At 66.6% G+C, this 17,712-nt stretch carries 17 protein-coding genes; 7 read left to right on the forward strand and 10 right to left on the reverse strand.

What is annotated here, in order from left to right; translation table 11 throughout:
- The first annotated feature begins 162 nt into the window (after positions 1-162).
- The 3 genes from P6144_RS01145 (at position 163) to P6144_RS01155 (ending at position 3,712) form a co-directional block, all read left to right on the forward strand.
- Positions 163-384, forward strand: coding sequence for a hypothetical protein (locus tag P6144_RS01145; RefSeq protein WP_277765889.1), 222 nt, complete (start codon positions 163-165; stop codon positions 382-384).
- Between the two features lie 163 nt (positions 385-547).
- Positions 548-2,206, forward strand: coding sequence for a 2-isopropylmalate synthase (gene leuA / locus P6144_RS01150; RefSeq protein WP_277765890.1), 1,659 nt, complete (start codon positions 548-550; stop codon positions 2,204-2,206).
- 87 nt (positions 2,207-2,293) lie between these two features.
- The gene (locus P6144_RS01155; protein WP_277765891.1) at positions 2,294-3,712 is read left to right on the forward strand and encodes an MFS transporter; all 1,419 of its coding nucleotides are present in this window, start codon (positions 2,294-2,296) and stop codon (positions 3,710-3,712) included.
- A 3-nt stretch (positions 3,713-3,715) separates the two neighbouring features.
- Here P6144_RS01155 and P6144_RS01160 read toward each other — a convergent pair whose 3' ends face one another.
- Positions 3,716-4,843 carry a zinc-binding dehydrogenase gene (locus tag P6144_RS01160; protein WP_277765892.1) on the reverse strand — a complete coding sequence of 376 codons (1,128 nt, stop codon included), beginning with the start codon at positions 4,841-4,843 and terminating at the stop codon, positions 3,716-3,718.
- A 148-nt stretch (positions 4,844-4,991) separates the two neighbouring features.
- Here P6144_RS01160 and P6144_RS01165 point away from each other — a divergent pair, with 148 nt between their 5' ends.
- Positions 4,992-6,146: a GGDEF domain-containing protein gene (locus P6144_RS01165; protein ID WP_277765893.1), complete on the forward strand. Its 1,155-nt coding sequence runs from the start codon at positions 4,992-4,994 to the stop codon at positions 6,144-6,146.
- On the opposite strand, the gene P6144_RS01170 is transcribed toward P6144_RS01165, so the two are convergent.
- Genes P6144_RS01170 through folE form a run of 3 tightly spaced genes read right to left on the reverse strand, consistent with a single transcriptional unit; the run spans position 6,143 to position 7,873 of the window.
- Positions 6,143-6,493 (reverse strand): dihydroneopterin aldolase, encoded by a 351-nt coding sequence (locus tag P6144_RS01170; RefSeq protein ID WP_277765894.1) that lies wholly within the window; start codon positions 6,491-6,493, stop codon positions 6,143-6,145. The genes P6144_RS01165 and P6144_RS01170 overlap by 4 nt on opposite strands.
- Positions 6,486-7,253: an SDR family oxidoreductase gene (locus tag P6144_RS01175; protein ID WP_277765895.1), complete on the reverse strand. Its 768-nt coding sequence runs from the start codon at positions 7,251-7,253 to the stop codon at positions 6,486-6,488. The genes P6144_RS01170 and P6144_RS01175 overlap by 8 nt, the downstream gene beginning before the upstream one ends.
- Positions 7,253-7,873, reverse strand: coding sequence for a GTP cyclohydrolase I FolE (gene folE, locus P6144_RS01180; protein ID WP_277765896.1), 621 nt, complete (start codon positions 7,871-7,873; stop codon positions 7,253-7,255). Before folE ends, P6144_RS01175 begins: the two co-directional genes overlap by 1 nt.
- 232 nt (positions 7,874-8,105) lie before the next feature.
- Between folE and P6144_RS01185 the strand changes: the two genes are divergently transcribed.
- Both P6144_RS01185 and P6144_RS01190 read left to right on the forward strand, forming a co-directional pair.
- On the forward strand, positions 8,106-10,790 hold the full coding sequence (locus P6144_RS01185; protein ID WP_277765897.1) for a TonB-dependent receptor: 2,685 nt from the start codon (positions 8,106-8,108) through the stop codon (positions 10,788-10,790).
- Positions 10,791-10,910: 120 nt separating this feature from the next.
- Positions 10,911-11,207, forward strand: coding sequence for a GIY-YIG nuclease family protein (locus P6144_RS01190; RefSeq protein WP_277765898.1), 297 nt, complete (start codon positions 10,911-10,913; stop codon positions 11,205-11,207).
- A 57-nt stretch (positions 11,208-11,264) separates the two neighbouring features.
- On the opposite strand, the gene P6144_RS01195 is transcribed toward P6144_RS01190, so the two are convergent.
- A complete protein-coding gene (locus P6144_RS01195) occupies positions 11,265-11,870 on the reverse strand; it encodes a TMEM175 family protein (RefSeq protein ID WP_277765899.1) in 606 nt (201 codons plus the stop codon).
- Between the two features lie 75 nt (positions 11,871-11,945).
- The gene (locus tag P6144_RS01200) at positions 11,946-12,560 is read right to left on the reverse strand and encodes a YceI family protein (protein WP_277765900.1); all 615 of its coding nucleotides are present in this window, start codon (positions 12,558-12,560) and stop codon (positions 11,946-11,948) included.
- A 197-nt stretch (positions 12,561-12,757) separates the two neighbouring features.
- Here P6144_RS01200 and P6144_RS01205 point away from each other — a divergent pair, with 197 nt between their 5' ends.
- The gene (locus P6144_RS01205) at positions 12,758-13,147 is read left to right on the forward strand and encodes a VOC family protein (RefSeq protein ID WP_277765901.1); all 390 of its coding nucleotides are present in this window, start codon (positions 12,758-12,760) and stop codon (positions 13,145-13,147) included.
- Positions 13,148-13,171: 24 nt separating this feature from the next.
- Here the strand turns inward: P6144_RS01205 and ilvC are convergent, their stop codons facing one another.
- The 4 genes from ilvC to miaA form a co-directional block, all read right to left on the reverse strand.
- Positions 13,172-14,245 carry a ketol-acid reductoisomerase gene (gene ilvC / locus P6144_RS01210; RefSeq protein ID WP_277765902.1) on the reverse strand — a complete coding sequence of 358 codons (1,074 nt, stop codon included), beginning with the start codon at positions 14,243-14,245 and terminating at the stop codon, positions 13,172-13,174.
- 84 nt (positions 14,246-14,329) lie between these two features.
- Positions 14,330-14,845: an acetolactate synthase small subunit gene (ilvN, locus tag P6144_RS01215; RefSeq protein WP_277765903.1), complete on the reverse strand. Its 516-nt coding sequence runs from the start codon at positions 14,843-14,845 to the stop codon at positions 14,330-14,332.
- A gap of 4 nt (positions 14,846-14,849) precedes the next feature.
- Positions 14,850-16,601, reverse strand: a complete 1,752-nt coding sequence (gene ilvB / locus P6144_RS01220) for a biosynthetic-type acetolactate synthase large subunit (RefSeq protein ID WP_277765904.1) — start codon at positions 16,599-16,601, stop codon at positions 14,850-14,852.
- A 78-nt stretch (positions 16,602-16,679) separates the two neighbouring features.
- Complete coding sequence (gene miaA / locus P6144_RS01225; RefSeq protein ID WP_277765905.1) at positions 16,680-17,600, reverse strand: tRNA (adenosine(37)-N6)-dimethylallyltransferase MiaA; 921 nt, start codon at positions 17,598-17,600, stop codon at positions 16,680-16,682.
- Between the last annotated feature and the right edge of the window lie 112 nt (positions 17,601-17,712).

The raw sequence follows: 17,712 nt of genomic DNA on the forward strand, positions 1-17,712 counted from the left end.
TGACAACCCTTTGATCGTGCCAAATCGCGTCTGTCTAGAGAGCAGATGCGCCGAGACGCCCTCTGAGAGCGACATTTTGGGGATAAGTGGGGTTAAACGGCCGGTAGGAGAGGGGAAAAGGCCGTGCTAAGAGGGATTTTCTCGGCAAATGGGGAGAGCGGGATGCGCGTTGTGGTGGTCGGCGGGTTGCTGATTCTGGCGGGTTGCGGCGGCAGCGGTACGACGGGAACCAACTATTCCGACCCGCCGCCGATGGCCGAAATCGTCGCCACGCCCAGCCCGAAGGCGACCGAGACGCCCGAGCCGACGCCGACGCCCGACCATGTCGAGACGACGGTGATCGAGCCGAATAGTGCAGCTTCGGTACCCGACAACGCGAACTGAGGTGGACAAGCCTGCGCGGGCGCGTCTAAGGGGTGCCCAACATGACGACCCGCGCGCTTCTTGGTCTGCGACTTATCCGCCCTTAGGGGCCGGACGCGCACGCGCACGCCCCTAAGGGCAACTTCACCGTCGAACCGAAGTCTCCAGCCGAGAGAGAGCTGTCATGTTGCGCGATCCCAGTTCCAAATACCGTCCCTTTCCCCAGGTGAACCTGCCCGGCCGGCAATGGCCGAGCCGCACCATCACCAAGGCGCCCCGCTGGCTGTCGACCGACATGCGCGACGGCAACCAGGCGCTGATCGACCCGATGGACGCCGAGAAGAAGACCCGCTTCTTCGAGCTGCTCTGCAAGGTGGGGCTGAAGGAAATCGAAGTCGGCTTCCCGAGCGCAGGCGCCACCGAATTCGACTTCATCTCGGGCCTGGTCCAGCAGGACAAGATCCCCGACGACGTGATCGTCCAGGTGCTCACCCAGTCGCGCCAGGACCTGATCGAGACCAGTTTCCAGTCCTTGAAGGGCGCGAAGAAGGCGATCGTCCACCTCTACAATGCCGTCTCGCCGGCCTGGCGCCGCATCGTGTTCGGCATGAGCCGCGAGGAGATCAAGGCGATCGCGGTTGCCGGCGCCAAGGTGCTGCGCGACGAGGCCGCCAAGCAGCCCGACACCGACTGGCATTTCGAATATAGCCCCGAGACCTTCTCGACCGCCGAGCTCGATTTCTCGATCGAGGTCTGCGAGGCGGTGATGGACATCCTGCGGCCGACCACCGACAAGCCGCTGATCCTCAACCTGCCGGCGACGGTGGAGGCGGCAACGCCGAACATCTATGCCGACCAGATCGAGTGGTTCTGCCGCAACATCCGCAGCCGCGAGACGGTGGTGATCAGCCTGCACACGCACAACGACCGCGGCACCGGCGTCGCCGCGTCGGAGCTGGGGCTGCTCGCCGGCGCCGACCGCGTCGAGGGCTGCCTGTTCGGAAACGGCGAGCGTACGGGCAATGTCGACCTGGTGACACTCGCCCTCAACATGTACACGCAAGGTGTTGATCCGGAGCTGGATTTCTCGAACATCGACGAGGTGATCCAGACGGTGGAATATTGCAACGCGCTGCCCGTCCACCCGCGCCATCCCTATGCCGGCGATCTGGTGTTCACTGCCTTTTCGGGCAGCCACCAGGACGCGATCAAGAAGGGCTTCGCGGCGCAGGAAGCGCGCAACGACGATTTCTGGGACGTGCCCTATCTGCCGATCGACCCCAAGGACCTGGGCCGCGACTACGAGGCGGTGATCCGCGTCAACTCGCAATCGGGCAAGGGCGGCGTCGCCTGGGTGCTCGAGCAGGACAAGGGCCTGAAGCTGCCCAAGCGCATGCAGGCCGATTTCTCGCGCCATGTGCAGGCGCTGGCCGACGAGACCAGCCGCGAACTCAACGCCGCCGACATCTGGGGCCGCTTCGAGCAGATCTATCTGCCGGGCGAGAAGGATCGCTTCGTGCTCGAGGATTATGAAGAGAGCGGCGCGGCTGGGCAGCGCGTGTTCGTCGGCCGCATCGCGGTGGACGGCGAGACCCAGTCGATCTCCGGGCGCGGCAACGGCCTGATCTCGGGCGTGATCGACGCGCTTGCCGGCACCACCGGGCCGAACCTCGACGTGGTCGACTATAGCGAGCATGCGATCGGCCATGGTGCCGATGCGCAGGCAGCCGCCTATGTCGAATGCCGCACCGCGGACGGGCGCACCGTGTTCGGCGTGGGCATCGACGCCGACATCGCGACGGCCTCGGTACGCGCCGTGCTCAGCGCGGCCAACCGGGCCTGAAGCCGCTCCCATCATGTCGGCCGGGCTGAAATCCGGGCGACATGATGGCATATCACGGGCGCGGGATCGTTATCGGGAGCCTGTTGCATGCATGAACCTTCGGCCGCGTCGCCCTTTGCGGACGAAGACGATGGCCTGCCGGTGCCGCGCCGCTATTTCGCGGCGGCGGCGATCTGGCTGGCGATCACCATGGCGGTGCTCGACGGCGCGATCGCCAACATCGCGCTGCCGACCATCGCCGGGCAGCTGGGCGCACCCCCCGCAGTCGCGGTGTGGGTGATCAACGCCTATCAGCTGGCCATAACCGTGCTGCTGCTGCCGCTGGCGGCGATGGGCGACCGGATCGGGCATGCGAAGGTCTATCTGCCCGCGCTCGGCCTGTTCATTATCGGCTCGCTGGCCTGCGCGCTGTCGCACAGCCTGGACATGCTGATCGCTGCGCGGGTGGTGCAGGGGATGGGCGCGGCCGGGATCATGAGCATGAACGCGGCGCTGGTCCGCGCGACCTATCCCTCGGCGATGCTGGGACGGGGCATGGGCTATAACGCGATGGTGCTGTCCGCTTCGGCGGCGGCGGGGCCGACGATCGCGTCGCTGATCCTGAGCGTGGCGAGCTGGCCCTGGCTGTTCGCGATCAACGTGCCGTTCGGCATCGCCGCGATCCTGATCGGCCGGCGCTATCTGCCGCAGGCTCCCGGGCACGGCCGCAAGCCCGACTTCGTTGCCGCCGCGCTCAGCGCCGGCATGCTCGGCGGGATCATCTATGGCGGGGAATCGCTGGCCCGCGAAGGCGCGACCTCGGGCCTCGTGCTGCTGGTCCTTGGCGTGGTGCTCGGCATCGTGCTGGTCCGGCGCGAATGGCGCCGGCCGGCGCCGCTGGTGCCGATCGACCTGCTGCGCATCCCGATCTTCGGACTGTCGATCGCGACCTCGATCACGTCCTTCTCGGCGCAGATGCTCGCTTTCGTCACCATGCCGTTCCTGCTGCAGAAGGTGCTGGGGTACAGCGTGGTCGCGTCGGGATTGCTGATGACGCCCTGGCCGCTCGCGGTCGGCTGCGTCGCGCCGTTCGCCGGGCGGCTGGCCGATCGCTATTCGGCCGGGCTGCTGGGCGGCATCGGGCTGGGGCTGTTCGCGAGCGGGCTGCTCTCCCTGGCGCTGCTCGGCCAGCACCCCTCGGTATTCGACATCGTCTGGCGGATGGCGCTGTGCGGCGCGGGCTTCGGACTGTTCCAGTCGCCGAACAACCGCGCGATGATCGGCGCCGCGCCGCGGGAGCGCTCGGGCGCGGCCGGGGGCATGCTCGCCACGGCGCGGCTGCTCGGCCAGACCATCGGCGCCGCCGCGGTCGCCTATGGCTTCCACGCGTTCGGGCTGGGATCGAGCGCGACGCTGCTGGGCGGGGCGGCCGCCGCCGCTGCGCTCGCCGCGTGCATCAGCCTGTTGCGCACCCGCGTGCCGAGCCCGGCGACCCGGCGCGCCGCGGCGATCATGGACCCACCCTGAGGCTCAGCGGCTGGGATCGATCAGGAACTTCTCGCCGGTCGCCTTCTTCGCATAGGCGGAGACCACTTCCGGATCGAGCGCCTGGGCGAGCGAGATCGTCCTGTTGTAGTGGCTGGCGAAGGTGGTGGTCAGCTCGGCGGCGACGCGGGCGCGCAGGCGCATCGCGCCTTCCATGCCGAGCTTCATCAGGAAGGGCGTGACCAGGAAGCCGCTGACGCCCCAGGCCAGGCCATAGCCGCGATCGAGCTCCATCGGCGACGTATCGAGCATGCCATAGACATAGACCTGCTTCCAGGTCGCCGAGCCATAGCGGCTAAAGGCGGTGGCGGTGCGGTTGATCGCGTCTTCCATCGCGTGGAGGATCGTGTTGACGATCCGCCCGCCGCCGATCGCGTCGAAGGCGAGGGTGGCGCCGGTCTCGGCGATCGCATCGGTGAGCTTCTCGCGAAAATCGGGGGCGCTGCTGTCGACAATGTATTTCGCGCCGATCTCACGCAGGATCGCGGCCTGCGCATCGCTGCGCACGATGTTCACCAGCGGCACGCCATCGGCGATGCAGATGCGGTTGAGCATCTGGCCGAGGTTCGAGGCGGCGGCGGTGTGGATCAGCGCCTTGTGCCCCTCCATCCTGAGCGTCTCGACCATCGAGAGCGAAGTCAGCGGATTGACGAACATCGAGGCGCCGTCGGCGGCGCTGGCATGATCGGGCAGCGGAATGACGTCGCGCGCGGCGATCCTGCGATACTGGGCGTACATCGAGCCGCCGAGCATGCCGACCTTCTTGCCGAGCAGCCCGGCGACATTGGCGCCGGCTTCCACCACGGTGCCGGCACCTTCGTTGCCGACGGTCATCGACTGATCGAGCCGCGCCTTCATCGCGCGCAGGCCAGCCGGCGAGACGGCGGCGGTGAGGGTGGGGCGATCGGGCGTGCCGCCGGCGGCCAGGGTCGCCAGGTCGGCGGGGCCGAGCAGCAGGCCGAGATCCGAAGGGTTGATCGGCGAGGCCTCGACCCGGACGATCACTTCGTCCGGCCCGGGCGCAGCGAGCGTCACCGGCTCGAGGGCGAGGGTGAGCTTGCCGTCGCTCGAAATCGTCGAGCGTAGTTCGAGGCTGGTGCGCGGCTCTGCCATGGCGACTCTCCTGAGGATCTTTCCCGCGGTGATATCGCGCTTCGCCGCGAGGTCCAGCGCCCGTGCACAGGATCGGGAAAATCGGCAGGCGATAAGGCTGGTGTTAACGCCTTTCGGCCCAGACACTTGCCATTCGGGGGTAGGGTAATTGTTCGTCAGCCTGACAGCAGTGCATGCGTGCGTCTTCGCGACGCTGGCCTTGCTCGTTGGTGCGATCCGGATCGGCATGCGCAACGAGTCCGCTTTCTCGTGGATCGTCGCGGCGCTGCTCTGCGGCACCACCGAGATGCTGGTGCTCGCGCTGGCGCGGCACGGGCAGAGCGAGCTGATCGCTGCGATGCTGCTCGTTCCCCCAGCCTATCTCTGCTTCAGCCAGGCAGTGCGCATCTCGGTGGGTGGCCGGCAGCAATGGCGGCTGATCGGGGCGAGCGTGGCGCTGGTCGGCTGCGCGCTGGTGCTGCGCGCGGTGGGCGCGCCCTTCGTGGTGATGACCATTCCGTTCCAGCTCGGCTGCGCGCTGGCGCTTGGCGACGGGATCCTGCACCTGGCGCGGCGGCCCAAGGGTGTGGTCGATCGCGCGCTGCTCTTCTGCCTGGCAGTGATCGCCGGCGTGTTCCTGGTCCGCATCCCGCTCTATCCGGCGCTGTTCGGCGTGCATGTCGCCTATGCGACGATCATGCCGAGCATGTTCGAGCGCAGCCTGCTGCTCGTCTCGGCGCTGCTGACCCCGCCTTCGATCTTCCTGCTGCTCGCCAAGATCATCGGCGGCGTCATCGCGCAATATCGCCTGCGCTCCGAGCGTGACCATCTGACCGGCGTGCTCAACCGCCAGACCTTCGAGGCGGCGGTGCGGGCCGAGCCGCTGCGCGGCGGCGCGGTGATCTACAGCGACATCGACAAGTTCAAGCGGATCAACGATCGCTACGGCCATCATATCGGCGACGAAGTGATCCGCCAGTTCGCGGACATCCTGGCCGGGACCGGCTTCCGGGTGGGGCGGCTGGGCGGCGAGGAGTTCGCGTTGTTCCTGCCCGGCAACAGCGCGGCGGACGCCGCCGGGCTCGCCGAGGTGCTGCGCATGCATTTCCACAACTGCACCCACGAAGCGATGGCGCCCGACCACCGGCTGAGCGCGAGCTTCGGCGTGGCCGACTATGCGCCCGGCGAGCCGCCCGCCGAGGCGCTGATCCGCGCCGACGTCGCGCTCTACCGCGCCAAGGGCGAGGGGCGGAACCGGGTGGCGATATTCCACGCCTGGGGGATGATGCCGGTGGTGCAGGAGCCGCCGCGCGCCGCGGCCTAGCGTTCGCGCACGATCTCGCAGCCGATCCGCGCGTCGGGGTAGATGTCGAGCTTCATCGAGCGGACGGTGACGCGAACCACCCGAGCATCTTCCAGCGCCAGCGCGGCAACCTGTTCGCACAGGGTTTCCTGCAGCTCGAAATGGCGCGATTCCACCAGCTTGTGGATGCCGGTTCGCAGGAAATCGTAATCGACGACGGCGCCGATCCGGTCCTCGGGCGGGGTGTCGTAACGGCAGGTCATGGCGACGTGGAGCGTCACCCGCTGGGGGGCGGCGCGCTCCTCGGGGTGGATGCCCAGGCCCATCACCACCTCGAGCCCGTCGAGCAGGATCGTGTATTCAGCCATGCGGGCGCTCCCGGCCTTCGAACATCACGTCACCCTCGCGCTGCAGGAAGCGCTGGCCGCAATCGACGAAGATGTTCTGACCGGTGATGCTGGGCGTGACGAGCAGCATCTCGACCGCAGCGGCGATGTCCGCCAGCGCAACCGGGCGCTGGAGCAGGTTCTGCCGGGCATGCTCGGCGAACTCCTCGGCTGTCTGGTCGAGGCTGGGGAGGGTGAGGCCGGGCGAGACGGCGTTGACGCGGATGCGCGGGGCAAGACCGCGGGCGAGCAGCTCGGTCGCGGTGGCGAGCGCGGCCTTGCTCAGCGTGTAGGTGAGGAAATCCGGGTTGAGGTTGGCGAGCTTCTGGTCGAGCAGATTGACCACCGCGCCGGAAACAAGGTCGTCCTGCGCCGCCAGCGCCGAGGCAAGCGCGACGGGCGCGCCGCAATTGACGCGCATGTGGCGGTCGAGCAGCGCGAAATCGGTGAGCGGCAGCGCGTCCCAGGCGAATTGCGAGGCGTTGTTGACCAGCCCCTCGATCGGGCCGCCAAGCCCTTCGCGCGCCGCCTCGATCAGCGCGGGGGCGGTGGCAGCGTCGGCCAGCTCGCCGCTCACCACACAGGCGGTGCCGCCTTCCGCCGCGATCTGCGCGCGGAGCGCCCCGGCCTCATCGGCGATGTTGTGATGATGGTGGATCGCCACCTGGTGGCCGCGCAGCGCCAGGCGCCGGGCGATGCCCGCGCCGATGCGACGCGCGCCGCCGGTGACGAGAACCCGCATCAATAACCCATCAGCTTGAGCACTTCCTGGCGGCTGCGCTCGTCGTCGCGGAACACGCCCATCATGCGGCTGGTGACCATGCCGACGCCGGGGGTGCGGACGCCGCGCGCGGTCATGCAGCCATGCGTCGCCTCGATCACCACCGCGACGCCCTGGGGACGCAGCTTTTCCCAGATGCAGTCCGCCACCTGGGCCGTGAGCCGCTCCTGCACCTGGAGGCGGCTGGCGAAACCGTGGAGGACGCGGGCGAGCTTCGAGATGCCAACCACCCGATCCTTGGGCAGATAGGCGATCGATGCCTTGCCGGTGATCGGCGCCATGTGATGCTCGCAGTGCGACTGGAAGGGGATGCCGTTGAGCAGGACGATATCGTCATAGCCGCCGACTTCCTCGAACACCCGGTTGAGGTGATGCGCAGGATCTTCGTCATAGCCCTGGCAATATTCCTTCCAGGCGCGGGCGACGCGGGCAGGCGTATCGAGCAGTCCTTCGCGCTCGGGATCATCGCCGGCCCAGCGGATCAGCGTACGGATCGCCTCGGAGACTTCGTTGGGAACCGGAATCTTGGGCGACGGAGCGACGATGTCGCCATCTTCGGGGCCGTCGTGATCATGCACCATTTTAGTCTCTTCCTCGCCGCTTCCGGGCTTTACGCTACGGCATCTGCACTTCTGGCAGAAACCGGGTGTGGCTATACTGTATCTACCCCGGGGAAAATGGCCGGAAACCGTGGGGTTCCGCCCCTTATCCCCGTTGACGGGCTGAAAAATGCAGCGTTAGTTTCGCTGGCGATTAATGCAACGCCGTGACCGGTAGCAAGCCGGCTGGCGCTCCAGAGGAGGGGATCACCCGATGAAGAAGTTCGAGCTGCTCGCGGCTACTGCGGTCACGCTGTTCCTGGCGACGCCTGCCCTTGCGCAGCAGACCGCACCGACGCCGACCCCGGCACCTGCCGCGGAAGACCAGGAATATCAGTCCGCCAACGAGATCGTCGTCACCGCGACCCGCCGTAACGAGACGGTGCAGGACGTGCCGATCGCGATCACCGCCATCGGCGCCGCCGAGCTGCAGAATTCGGGCGTCGACAATATCCGCGACCTCGAGCAGCTTGCCCCGTCGATCCAGAGCTCGACCGGCCAGTCTTCGGCTTCCGGCACCACCGTCTATCTTCGCGGCATCACCACCGCCGGCGACAATCCCGGCTTCGAGCCGGCGGTCGGCGTGTTCATCGACGGCGTGTTCCGCGCCCGCGCCGGTGTCGCGGTCTCCGAGCTCCCCGAGCTGGAGCGCGTCGAAGTGCTGCGCGGCCCGCAGGGCACGCTGTTCGGCCGCAACACCTCCGCCGGCGCGTTGAGCATCTACACCGCGCTGCCGCAGTTCGAGACGCATGGCTATGTCGAGGGCAGCTACGGCAACTACAACGCCTATGGCATCCGCGGCGCGATCACCGGCCCGGTGAGCCAGGAGCTCGCGCTGCGCCTCGACGGCAGCTACCGGAAGCGCGACGGCTATATCAAGGACGCCAATAGCGACCGTCGCTTCAACGACGTCGACCGCTGGGCACTGCGCGGCCAGGCGCTGCTCGACAAGGGCGACGTGACTTTCCGCCTGATCGCCGACTATTCCCAGACCGACGAGCAGTGCTGCGCCACCGTCTCGGTCGTCCGCGGCGCGATGGCGCAGGTGATCAACGGCATCGCCGCCTCGCAGGGCCGCGTGGGCATCTATACCGGCCCGCCCAGCGACCGCATCCAGGCCGTCTCACCCAATCGCGAATATGGCGAGAAGGTGAAGGACTGGGGCATCTCGGGCGAGCTCAACTGGGATCTGGGCGACATCAAGCTCACCTCGATCACTGCCTATCGCGACTGGCGCGCGCTGCGTAGCCAGGACATCGACTTCTCGGGCATCGATCGCGCCTATCGCGACGGCTACAAGACCCAGCTCAAGGACTTCACCCAGGAAGTGCGCTTCCAGGGCTCGGCGTTCGGCGGCGTGCTCGACTGGCTGGTCGGCGGTTTCTACCTGCACGAGCAGAATGACCTGACCGACACGGTCCGGATCGGCAATGACGGCAATCGCTACGTCGACTCGGTGTTCAACGCGCTGGCGGGCCCGTCCTTCGGCGGGTCGGTCCAGTTCTACGGCTCGCTCGGCGCCTCGGTGCCGACGCCGGGCGCGGTGTTCCTGAACCCGGCGGTGCCGAACAGCCTGGCTGCGCTGCAGTCGGTCTATGGCGCCACGCTGGCGCCGCTGGTCGGCTGCTTCCGCGCCCAGGCAGGCACGGCGCCGTCGAGCCTGTGCGTGATCCCGGGCTATCCGTCGACCGCAATCCCGGGCCTCGCCGCGCTTGCCGCCTCGCCGCTGCCCGGCGCCACTGCGGGCCAGGGCAACAACAACGACCAGTTCGGCGTGAAGACCGATGCCTTCGCGCTGTTCACCCACAACATCGTCAACATCAGCGACAATTTCTCGCTGACGCTGGGCGCGCGCTGGAACCACGAGCGCAAGGCGCTGAACGCCTCGATCAACAACAACACCGGCAGCTGTACCTTCTTCAACCAGGTGCGTGCGGGCAACGCGGCGGCGACCGCCTATGCCAATGTGCTGCGCCAGCTCGGCATCTTCAACAACCTGTTCCTGCTGAGCTGCAACCCGGCGATCAACAGCGAGTTCAACGGCAATTACAGCGACAGCTTCACCGATGACGAGATCACCGGCACCGTGAAGCTGGCCTACAAGCTGTCGAACAAGCTGCTGGTCTATGGAAGCTATGACCATGGCTATAAGTCGGGCGGCTACAATCTCGATCAGGCGACCTTCGATTCGGTGCTGCTCGGCGGCAACGGCGCCCAGGGCAGCGACCTGCGCTTCGGCGCGGAGACCAACGACGCGTTCGAAATCGGCACCAAGTTCAGCCCGAACCGCGCCTTCTCGCTGAACATCGCGGCCTTCTACATGAACTTCTACGGCCTGCAGTCGCTGGTGTTCTCGGGCAACAACTTCGTCGTCCAGAATGTCGACAAGAGCATCTCGAAGGGCGTCGAGATCGAATCGACGATCCGGCCGTCCAAGGACCTGACCTTCCAGCTCGGCTACAGCTATATCGACGCGCAGTACGCCAAGTCGAACGACTTCACCGGCACGCCGCTGCAGGGCCAGGAAGGCCGCCAGTTCCAGAACCAGCCGAAGCACACGGTGACCGGCGCGGTGACCTGGGAGCCGCAGGTCTCGAGCGGGCTCAAGGGCCTGATCCACCTCGACTTCCGCTACAACAGCGAAGTCGACATCCCGTCGAGCAACCCCGACCCGGTGACCGGCCACACGGCGATCCGCAACGAGGGCTATGCGCTGGTCAACGGCGCGATCGGCCTGCAGTCGAACAATGGCAAGATTCGCGGCGAGGTGTTCGTCGAGAACCTCACCAACACCTTCTACTTCATCTCGGGCTTCGCCGTGCCGGAGCAGACCGGCAACTATAACGGCTATCCGGGCTATCCGCGCTTCTATGGCGCGCGGGTGCGCTTCGGGTTCTGATCCGCGAGCCCTCGGGCCGGGAAACAGGCGCTCCGGGCAACCGGGGCGCCTTTTTCGTTCTTAGGGTGGACGCACGATTTTCCCCGGCGAAGGCCGGGGCCCAGACTTGGAGTCTGAAACGTGGAACTCAGGGGCTTCGTCTACATCATGGCCAGCGGGCGGAACGGCACGCTCTACGTTGGGGCAACGAGCGAGCTCGCAAAGCGAGCTTGGGAGCATCGCAATGGCGTCGTAGACGGCTTCACCAAGAAATACGGATGCAAGCTGCTCGTCTGGTATCTGGCGTTCGAGAGCCTTGAAGCAGCACGGCTTCGCGAGAAGCAGATGAAGGGTTGGAAGCGGCTCTGGAAATTGCGTGAGATCGAGACACTGAACCCGGATTGGGAAGATCTCTATGACCGCATTGCGCTGCCTTAGATTTCAAGTCTGGGCCCCGGCCTTCGGCGGGGAGAAAGGCTGGCTAACCTCCTGCAATTAATCCCCGAACAGTGCGTCGATCGGGCTCTTCGGCAGGAACCACAGCACGGCGACCAGCGCCGCGCAGGCGAGGCCTGCCCAGGGCGAGGCGAAGGTGAGGGCAATGCCGCCGGCATAGATGGCGGAGGCGACGGCGCCCTTGCGCAAGGTACGGTGGTGATAGGCCTGCGCAGCCTCGTCCTGGCGGCCGGTGCGGCGGATCACCGACTGGAGCCACACATAGGCGAAGCTCGGCAGCATCATCACGCACATATAGACGAGCGCCGCGTCATGGCTGAAATGCTGCTCGCCCAGATAGGCGGTGGCGAAGGGCACCAGCGAGAGCGTGAAGAGCAGGGCGATGTTCGACCAGAGCAGATCGTTGGTGATCCGCGTGGCATGGGCGAACATCCGGTGGTGGTTCACCCAGTAGATCGCGACATAGGCATAGCTGAGCACATAGGCGGTGAAGACCGGCCACAGCGCCCACAGATGCGCGAGGCCATGCTCTTCGGGCGCCTTCATCTCGAGCACCATGATCGTGATGATGATCGCGATCACGCCGTCGGAGAACGCCTCCACCCGGTTGACGCCGCCACGGCCTTCGCTCTCGCTGTCACTCATCCTGTTTCCCCCTCGCGCCGTGTCCGGCAGGTGCTGTCCTTTTGCCGGGAACGCGCGCGAGGGGAAAGGGCATGCTTATTGCGCGGCGAAGGCCGCGTTGATCTCGAGTGCGACCTCGTCGGAGACGAAGGGGACATACTTGTCCATGCCGAAGTCGCTGCGCTTGATCGTAGTGGTCGCGGCGAAGCCGAAGTTGAGCTTCTTGCTCATCGGGTTCTCGCCGGCGCCGACGAATTTGGTGTCGAGCACCACCGGGCGGGTGACGCCGTGCAGCGTGAGGTTGCCGGTGATCTTGGCGGTGGTGCCGGTGACGGCCACGCCGGTCGAGACGAAGCGGATGGTCGGGTACTTGGCGGCGTCGAAGAAGTCGGCAGTGCCGAGATGCTCGTCGAGCGCCTTGACCGTGGTGACGATGCCCGAGGCGGGGATGGTCACGTCGAGCCTGGCATCGGCGGGCTTCTTCGGATCGATGGCGAGCGTGCCGGTGGCGCCGCCGGCCTGGCCGGTGAACTTGCTGAAGCCGAAGTGATCGACGGTGTAGCTGACCTGGGTATGGCCGCCGTCGACGGCATAGGTGCCGGCGGCGATGCGGGCGGGATCGGGCTGGCCGGGAAGCTCCGCGGCCTGCTGGGCGGCGAAGGCGGCGAGCGGGGTTGCGGCGAGCAGGGCGACGGCGAGGATGACGCGCATGGGAACTCCTTGTGGGGGAAGGTCCGTGCGTTGTGGCGGGGGCGGCTCACGGACGAAATCCCGAAGCCGGCAACCCAGCGTTTCCGAAAAGGCCCGGTTTCCAAGCCTGTCGAGCCGCAAGCTCAGACGATGGCGACACGATTGCCGGGCAGGGGGCGTGGGTCTAGAATTGGCGGGTCGCCACGATGGAGGCAGCGATGCACGTCCCGCCCGGCTTCACCAGGCTATTCCCCTATCTCTTCGTCGAGGGTGCGCGCGCCTATCTCGCGTTCCTGGTCGATGGGCTGGGCGGCGAGATCCTTGGCGTGCACGACCGCCCGGACGGGCTGGTGGCCAATGCCCAGGTCCGCTTCGGCGACACCATAATCATGGTGAGCGAGGCAGGGGAGGGGCGCACGGCGACGCGCGGCACCTATTATCTCTATGTCGAGGACGCCGATGCGGCGATGGCGCGCGGCCTGGCGGCCGGCGGCACGATGGAGTCGGAAGTGGGCGACCGGGTCTATGGCGATCGCCAGGGCGGGCTTCGCGATCCCGCGGGCAATATCTGGTGGCTGTCGCAGCGGCTGGCGCCGGGCCCCTATTGAGGCCCGGCGCCGCGCGCCATTCGCTTAGTTCTTGGTCTGGTCGACCAGCTTGTTGGCACCGATCCACGGCATCATCGCGCGCAGCTCGCTGCCGACCTGCTCGATCTGGTGGCGCTTGGCGGCGATGCGGCTGGCCTTCAGCTCGGGCTGGCCGGCGCGGTTGTCGAGCACGAAGTCCTTCACGAAGCGGCCCGACTGGATGTCGGCGAGGACGCGCTTCATTTCCTTCTTGGTCTCTTCGGTGATGATGCGCGGGCCGGTCTTGATGTCGCCGTACTCGGCGGTGTTCGAGATCGAGTAGCGCATGTTGGCGATGCCGCCTTCATACATCAGGTCGACGATGAGCTTGAGCTCGTGGAGGCACTCGAAATAGGCCATTTCCGGAGCGTAGCCGGCCTCGACCAGCGTCTCGAAGCCGGCCTGGACCAGCGCGGTGGCGCCGCCGCAGAGCACCGCCTGCTCGCCGAACAGATCGGTCTCGCATTCCTCGCGGAAATTGGTCTCGATGATGCCCGAACGGCCGCCGCCGACGCCCGAGGCATAGGCGAGCGCGATGTCATGCGCGTTGCCCGAGGCGTCCTGGTGGATCGCGATCAGGCAGGGCACGCCGCCGCCCCGGGCATATTCGCTGCGCACGGTGTGGCCGGGGCCCTTGGGCGCGATCATGATCACGTCGATGTCGGCCGGGGCCTCGATCAGGCCGAAATGGATGTTGAGGCCGTGGGCGAAGGCGAGCGCGGCACCGGGGCGCAGATTGCCCTTGATGTCGTTCTCGTAGATCGCGGCCTGATGCTCGTCGGGCGCGAGGATCATCAGGATGTCGGCCCAGGCGGCCGCTTCCTTGTTCGGCAGCACCTTGAAGCCGGCGCCTTCGGCCTTGGCGGCCGAGGCCGAACCCGGGCGAAGCGCGATCGCGACTTCCTTCACGCCGCTGTCGCGCAGGTTCTGCGCATGGGCATGGCCCTGCGAGCCATAGCCGAGAATGGCGATCTTCTTGCCGGCGATCAGGTTCAGATCGGCGTCGCGATCGTAATAGACACGCATGATATTCCAGTCCCTTTCCGAAATGTGATCGTCATGCTGAACTTGTCTCAGCATCCAACGCGCAACTGGCGACGGTGTCGCTCGTGGAGGGTTGGGCCCTGAAACAAGTTCAGGGTGACGGTTAGTTATTGTGATCCTTCAGGCGGCCTCGGCCCCTCTCGCAATCGCGACGATGCCGGTGCGGGCGACCTCTACGAGGCCGAGATCGCGCATCAGCTCGACGAACTTGTCGATCTTCTCGATGCCGCCCGTCACTTCGAAGACGAAGCTGCTCGTGGTCGCATCGACCACCCGGGCGCGATAGACTTCGGCGAGGCGCAGCGCCTCGATCCGGTGATCGCCGGTGCCGGCGACCTTCACCAGCGCCAGCTCGCGCTCGACATGCGGGCCGAAGGCAGTGAGGTCGGTCACCTTGTGGACCGGCACCAGCCGCTCGAGCTGGGCGATGATCTGCTCCATCACCGGCGCCGAGGCGTGGGTGACGATGGTGATCCGGCTGATCAGGTCGTCGTCGCTGATCTCGGACACGGTGAGCGAGGTGATGTTGTAGCCCCGCGCGGTGAACAGGCCGGCGATCCGGGCGAGGATGCCCGGCTCGTTGTCGACGATGACCGCGAGCGTGTGCCGCTCGACTGCTTCTTCCTTGATGTGCATGGGTTCAGACCAGCGCCTTGGCTTCGTCGTCCATTTCGCCCGAGACTTCGGCCGACTGGAGCAGCATTTCGGTATGGGCGGCGCCCGACGGGATCATCGGGAAGCAGTTGGCGAGCTTGGCGACGCGGCAATCGACCACCACCGGCCCGTCATAGGCGAGCATCTCGGCGATGCCGCTGTCCAGCTGGTCGCGAGTGTCGATGCGGATGCCCTTCCAGCCATAAGCCTCTGCCAGCCTTACGAAATCCGGGAGCGCGTCGCTGTAGCTCTCCGAATAGCGCGACTGGTAGGTCAGCTCCTGCCACTGGCGGACCATGCCCATATATTCGTTGTTGAGGATGAAGATCTTGACCGGCAGCCGATACTGGGTCGCGGTGGCCAGCTCCTGGATGTTCATCTGGATCGAGGCTTCGCCGGCGATGTCGATGACCAGCGCATCGGGGTTGCCGAGCTGGGCGCCGATCGCGGCGGGGAGGCCATAGCCCATCGTGCCGAGGCCGCCCGAGGTCAGCCACTTGTTGGGATCGTCGAAATGGAAGTGCTGGGCCGCCCACATCTGGTGCTGGCCGACTTCGGTGGTGATGATCGGCGCCTTGTCCTTCGTCGCCTCCCACAGCGCGCGGATGGCGCGCTGGGGCATGATGACCTGGGGATCGGCTTCCTTGAACTCGAGGCAGCCGACCTGGCGCCAGCCGTTGATGCGGCTCCACCATTCCGACAGGTCCGGACGCGGATGCTTCCGAAGTTTATACGCATCGATCATCGCCCGGATCGCCGAGCCGACGTCCGCCACGATGGGCAGGTCGACGCGGACGTTCTTGTTGATGCTCGAACGGTCAATATCGACGTGGATCTTTGCACTGTTCGGCGAAAAGGCATCGAGCCGGCCGGTGACGCGATCGTCGAAGCGGGCACCCAAAGCGATGATGAGATCGGCCTGGTTCATCGCCAGGTTCGCCTCATAGGTGCCGTGCATGCCCAGCATGCCCAGCCACTTGTCGTCCGAAGCGGGGAAGGCGCCGAGGCCCATCAGCGTCGAGGTGACCGGCGCGCCGGTGATCTCGGCGAGCTCGCGCAGCAGGCGCGACGCTTCGGGACCGGAATTGATGATGCCGCCGCCGGTATAGAAGATCGGGCGCTCGGCCGCGGCCAGCATGTCGACCGCCTTCTCGATCAGTGCTGCATCGGGCTCGGTCTGCGGGCGATAGGTCTTGTGCGAGATCGGGCCGTTGTCGCCGCGACGCGCCGTCGCGACCTGGACGTCCTTGGGAATGTCGATCACGACCGGGCCGGGGCGGCCCGAGGTGGCGATATAGAAGGCCTCGCGGATCGTCGGCTCGAGCCGGGCGGGATCCTTGACCAGATAATTATGCTTCGAACAGTGGCGGGTGATGCCGACGGTATCGGCTTCCTGGAAGGCATCGGTGCCGATCAGCGCGGTAGGGACCTGGCCGGTGATGACGACCATCGGAATCGAATCCATCAGCGCATCGGTGATCCCGGTGACCGCGTTGGTCGCGCCCGGGCCCGAGGTGACGAGGACGACGCCCGGCTTGCCGGTGGCGCGGGCATAGCCCTCCGCGGCGTGGGTGGCGGCCTGCTCGTGGCGGACGAGGATGTGCTTGATGCGGTCCTGCTTGAAGATCGCGTCGTAGATCGGAAGCACGGCACCGCCGGGATAGCCGAACACGACTTCCACACCGAGATCGCTCAGCGTCTCGATCAGGATGTCTGCTCCACTCTTCTCGGTCGTCACATCGGCCTCCAAATACTGCGGTAAGGGCACCGCCGGAAGGGCGCTGCTAGCCGCACGAAAACTTCGCGTCAAGCGTATTTATCGCAATTTTATTTCGAATTGCTCAGCGAGTCTGTTTGTTTGTGTCTCGTCTGTTCGTTCCCATTCCGGGGGCGGCTGGCGACGGAACCAGGTATATTGCCGCTTGGCATATTGGCGGGTGGCGAGCGACCCGGCGAAATGCGCCTCGTCGAGGTTGCTTTCGCCCGCCAGCGCCAGCCCGACCTCGCGCACGCCGATTGCCCGGAGCACCGGTGCGTCGTTCGGCACGTCGGTGCGGGCGAGCAGCGCCTCGACCTCGGGCCTGGCGACATTGACCATGTGGCGGAAACGCCGGTCGATCCGGTCGGACAGCCAGGTCTTGTCGGGGAGGAGGATGGTTGCGGCGATGCGCACTTCGCCCGCGATCCCGCCATGGCGCTCGGCCTGCCAATAGGCGAGCGGCTTGCCGGTGGAGCGGACGACTTCGAGCGCCCGGGCGATGCGCGTGGTATCGGCGGGGCCGAGCCGGGCGGCGGTCTCGGGATCGAGCCGGGCGAGCTCGGCCTGGGCCTCGGCGACGGGCAGCGCGCGGACCTCGGCACGGATCAGGGAATCGATCTCGGGCACCGGTGCGATGCCCTCGACCAGCGTGCGCAGATACATGCCGGTGCCGCCGACCAGGATCGGCAGCCGAGAGTCCTTGTGGGCTTCGTGGATGGCAGCGCGGGCCTCGGCCGCCCAGCGCGCGGCGGAATAGGCCTCGGCCCCGTCGACATGCCCGAACAGCCGGTGCGGCGCGCGCTTCTCCTCGTCGACGGTGGGGCGGGCGGTGAGCACGCGCAGATCGGCATAGACCTGCATCGAATCCGCGTTGATCACGGTGCCGTTGTGCTTTTCCGCGAGCGCGAGCGCGAGCGCGGACTTGCCGCTCGCGGTCGGCCCTGCGATGAGCGCCACCATTGGGAGCTCGGCGCTCATGCCCAGGCCTCCGTTCGTGCCGAGCTTGTCGAAGCACCGTCCTGCTTTCCGCGAAGGAAGGACGGCCCTTCGACAAGCTCAGGGCGAACGGAAAGGGGGAGAGCCCATCCCG

The sequence above is a fragment of the Sphingomonas sp. HITSZ_GF genome (assembly GCF_029543155.1).
GTDB lineage: Bacteria > Pseudomonadota > Alphaproteobacteria > Sphingomonadales > Sphingomonadaceae > Sphingomonas.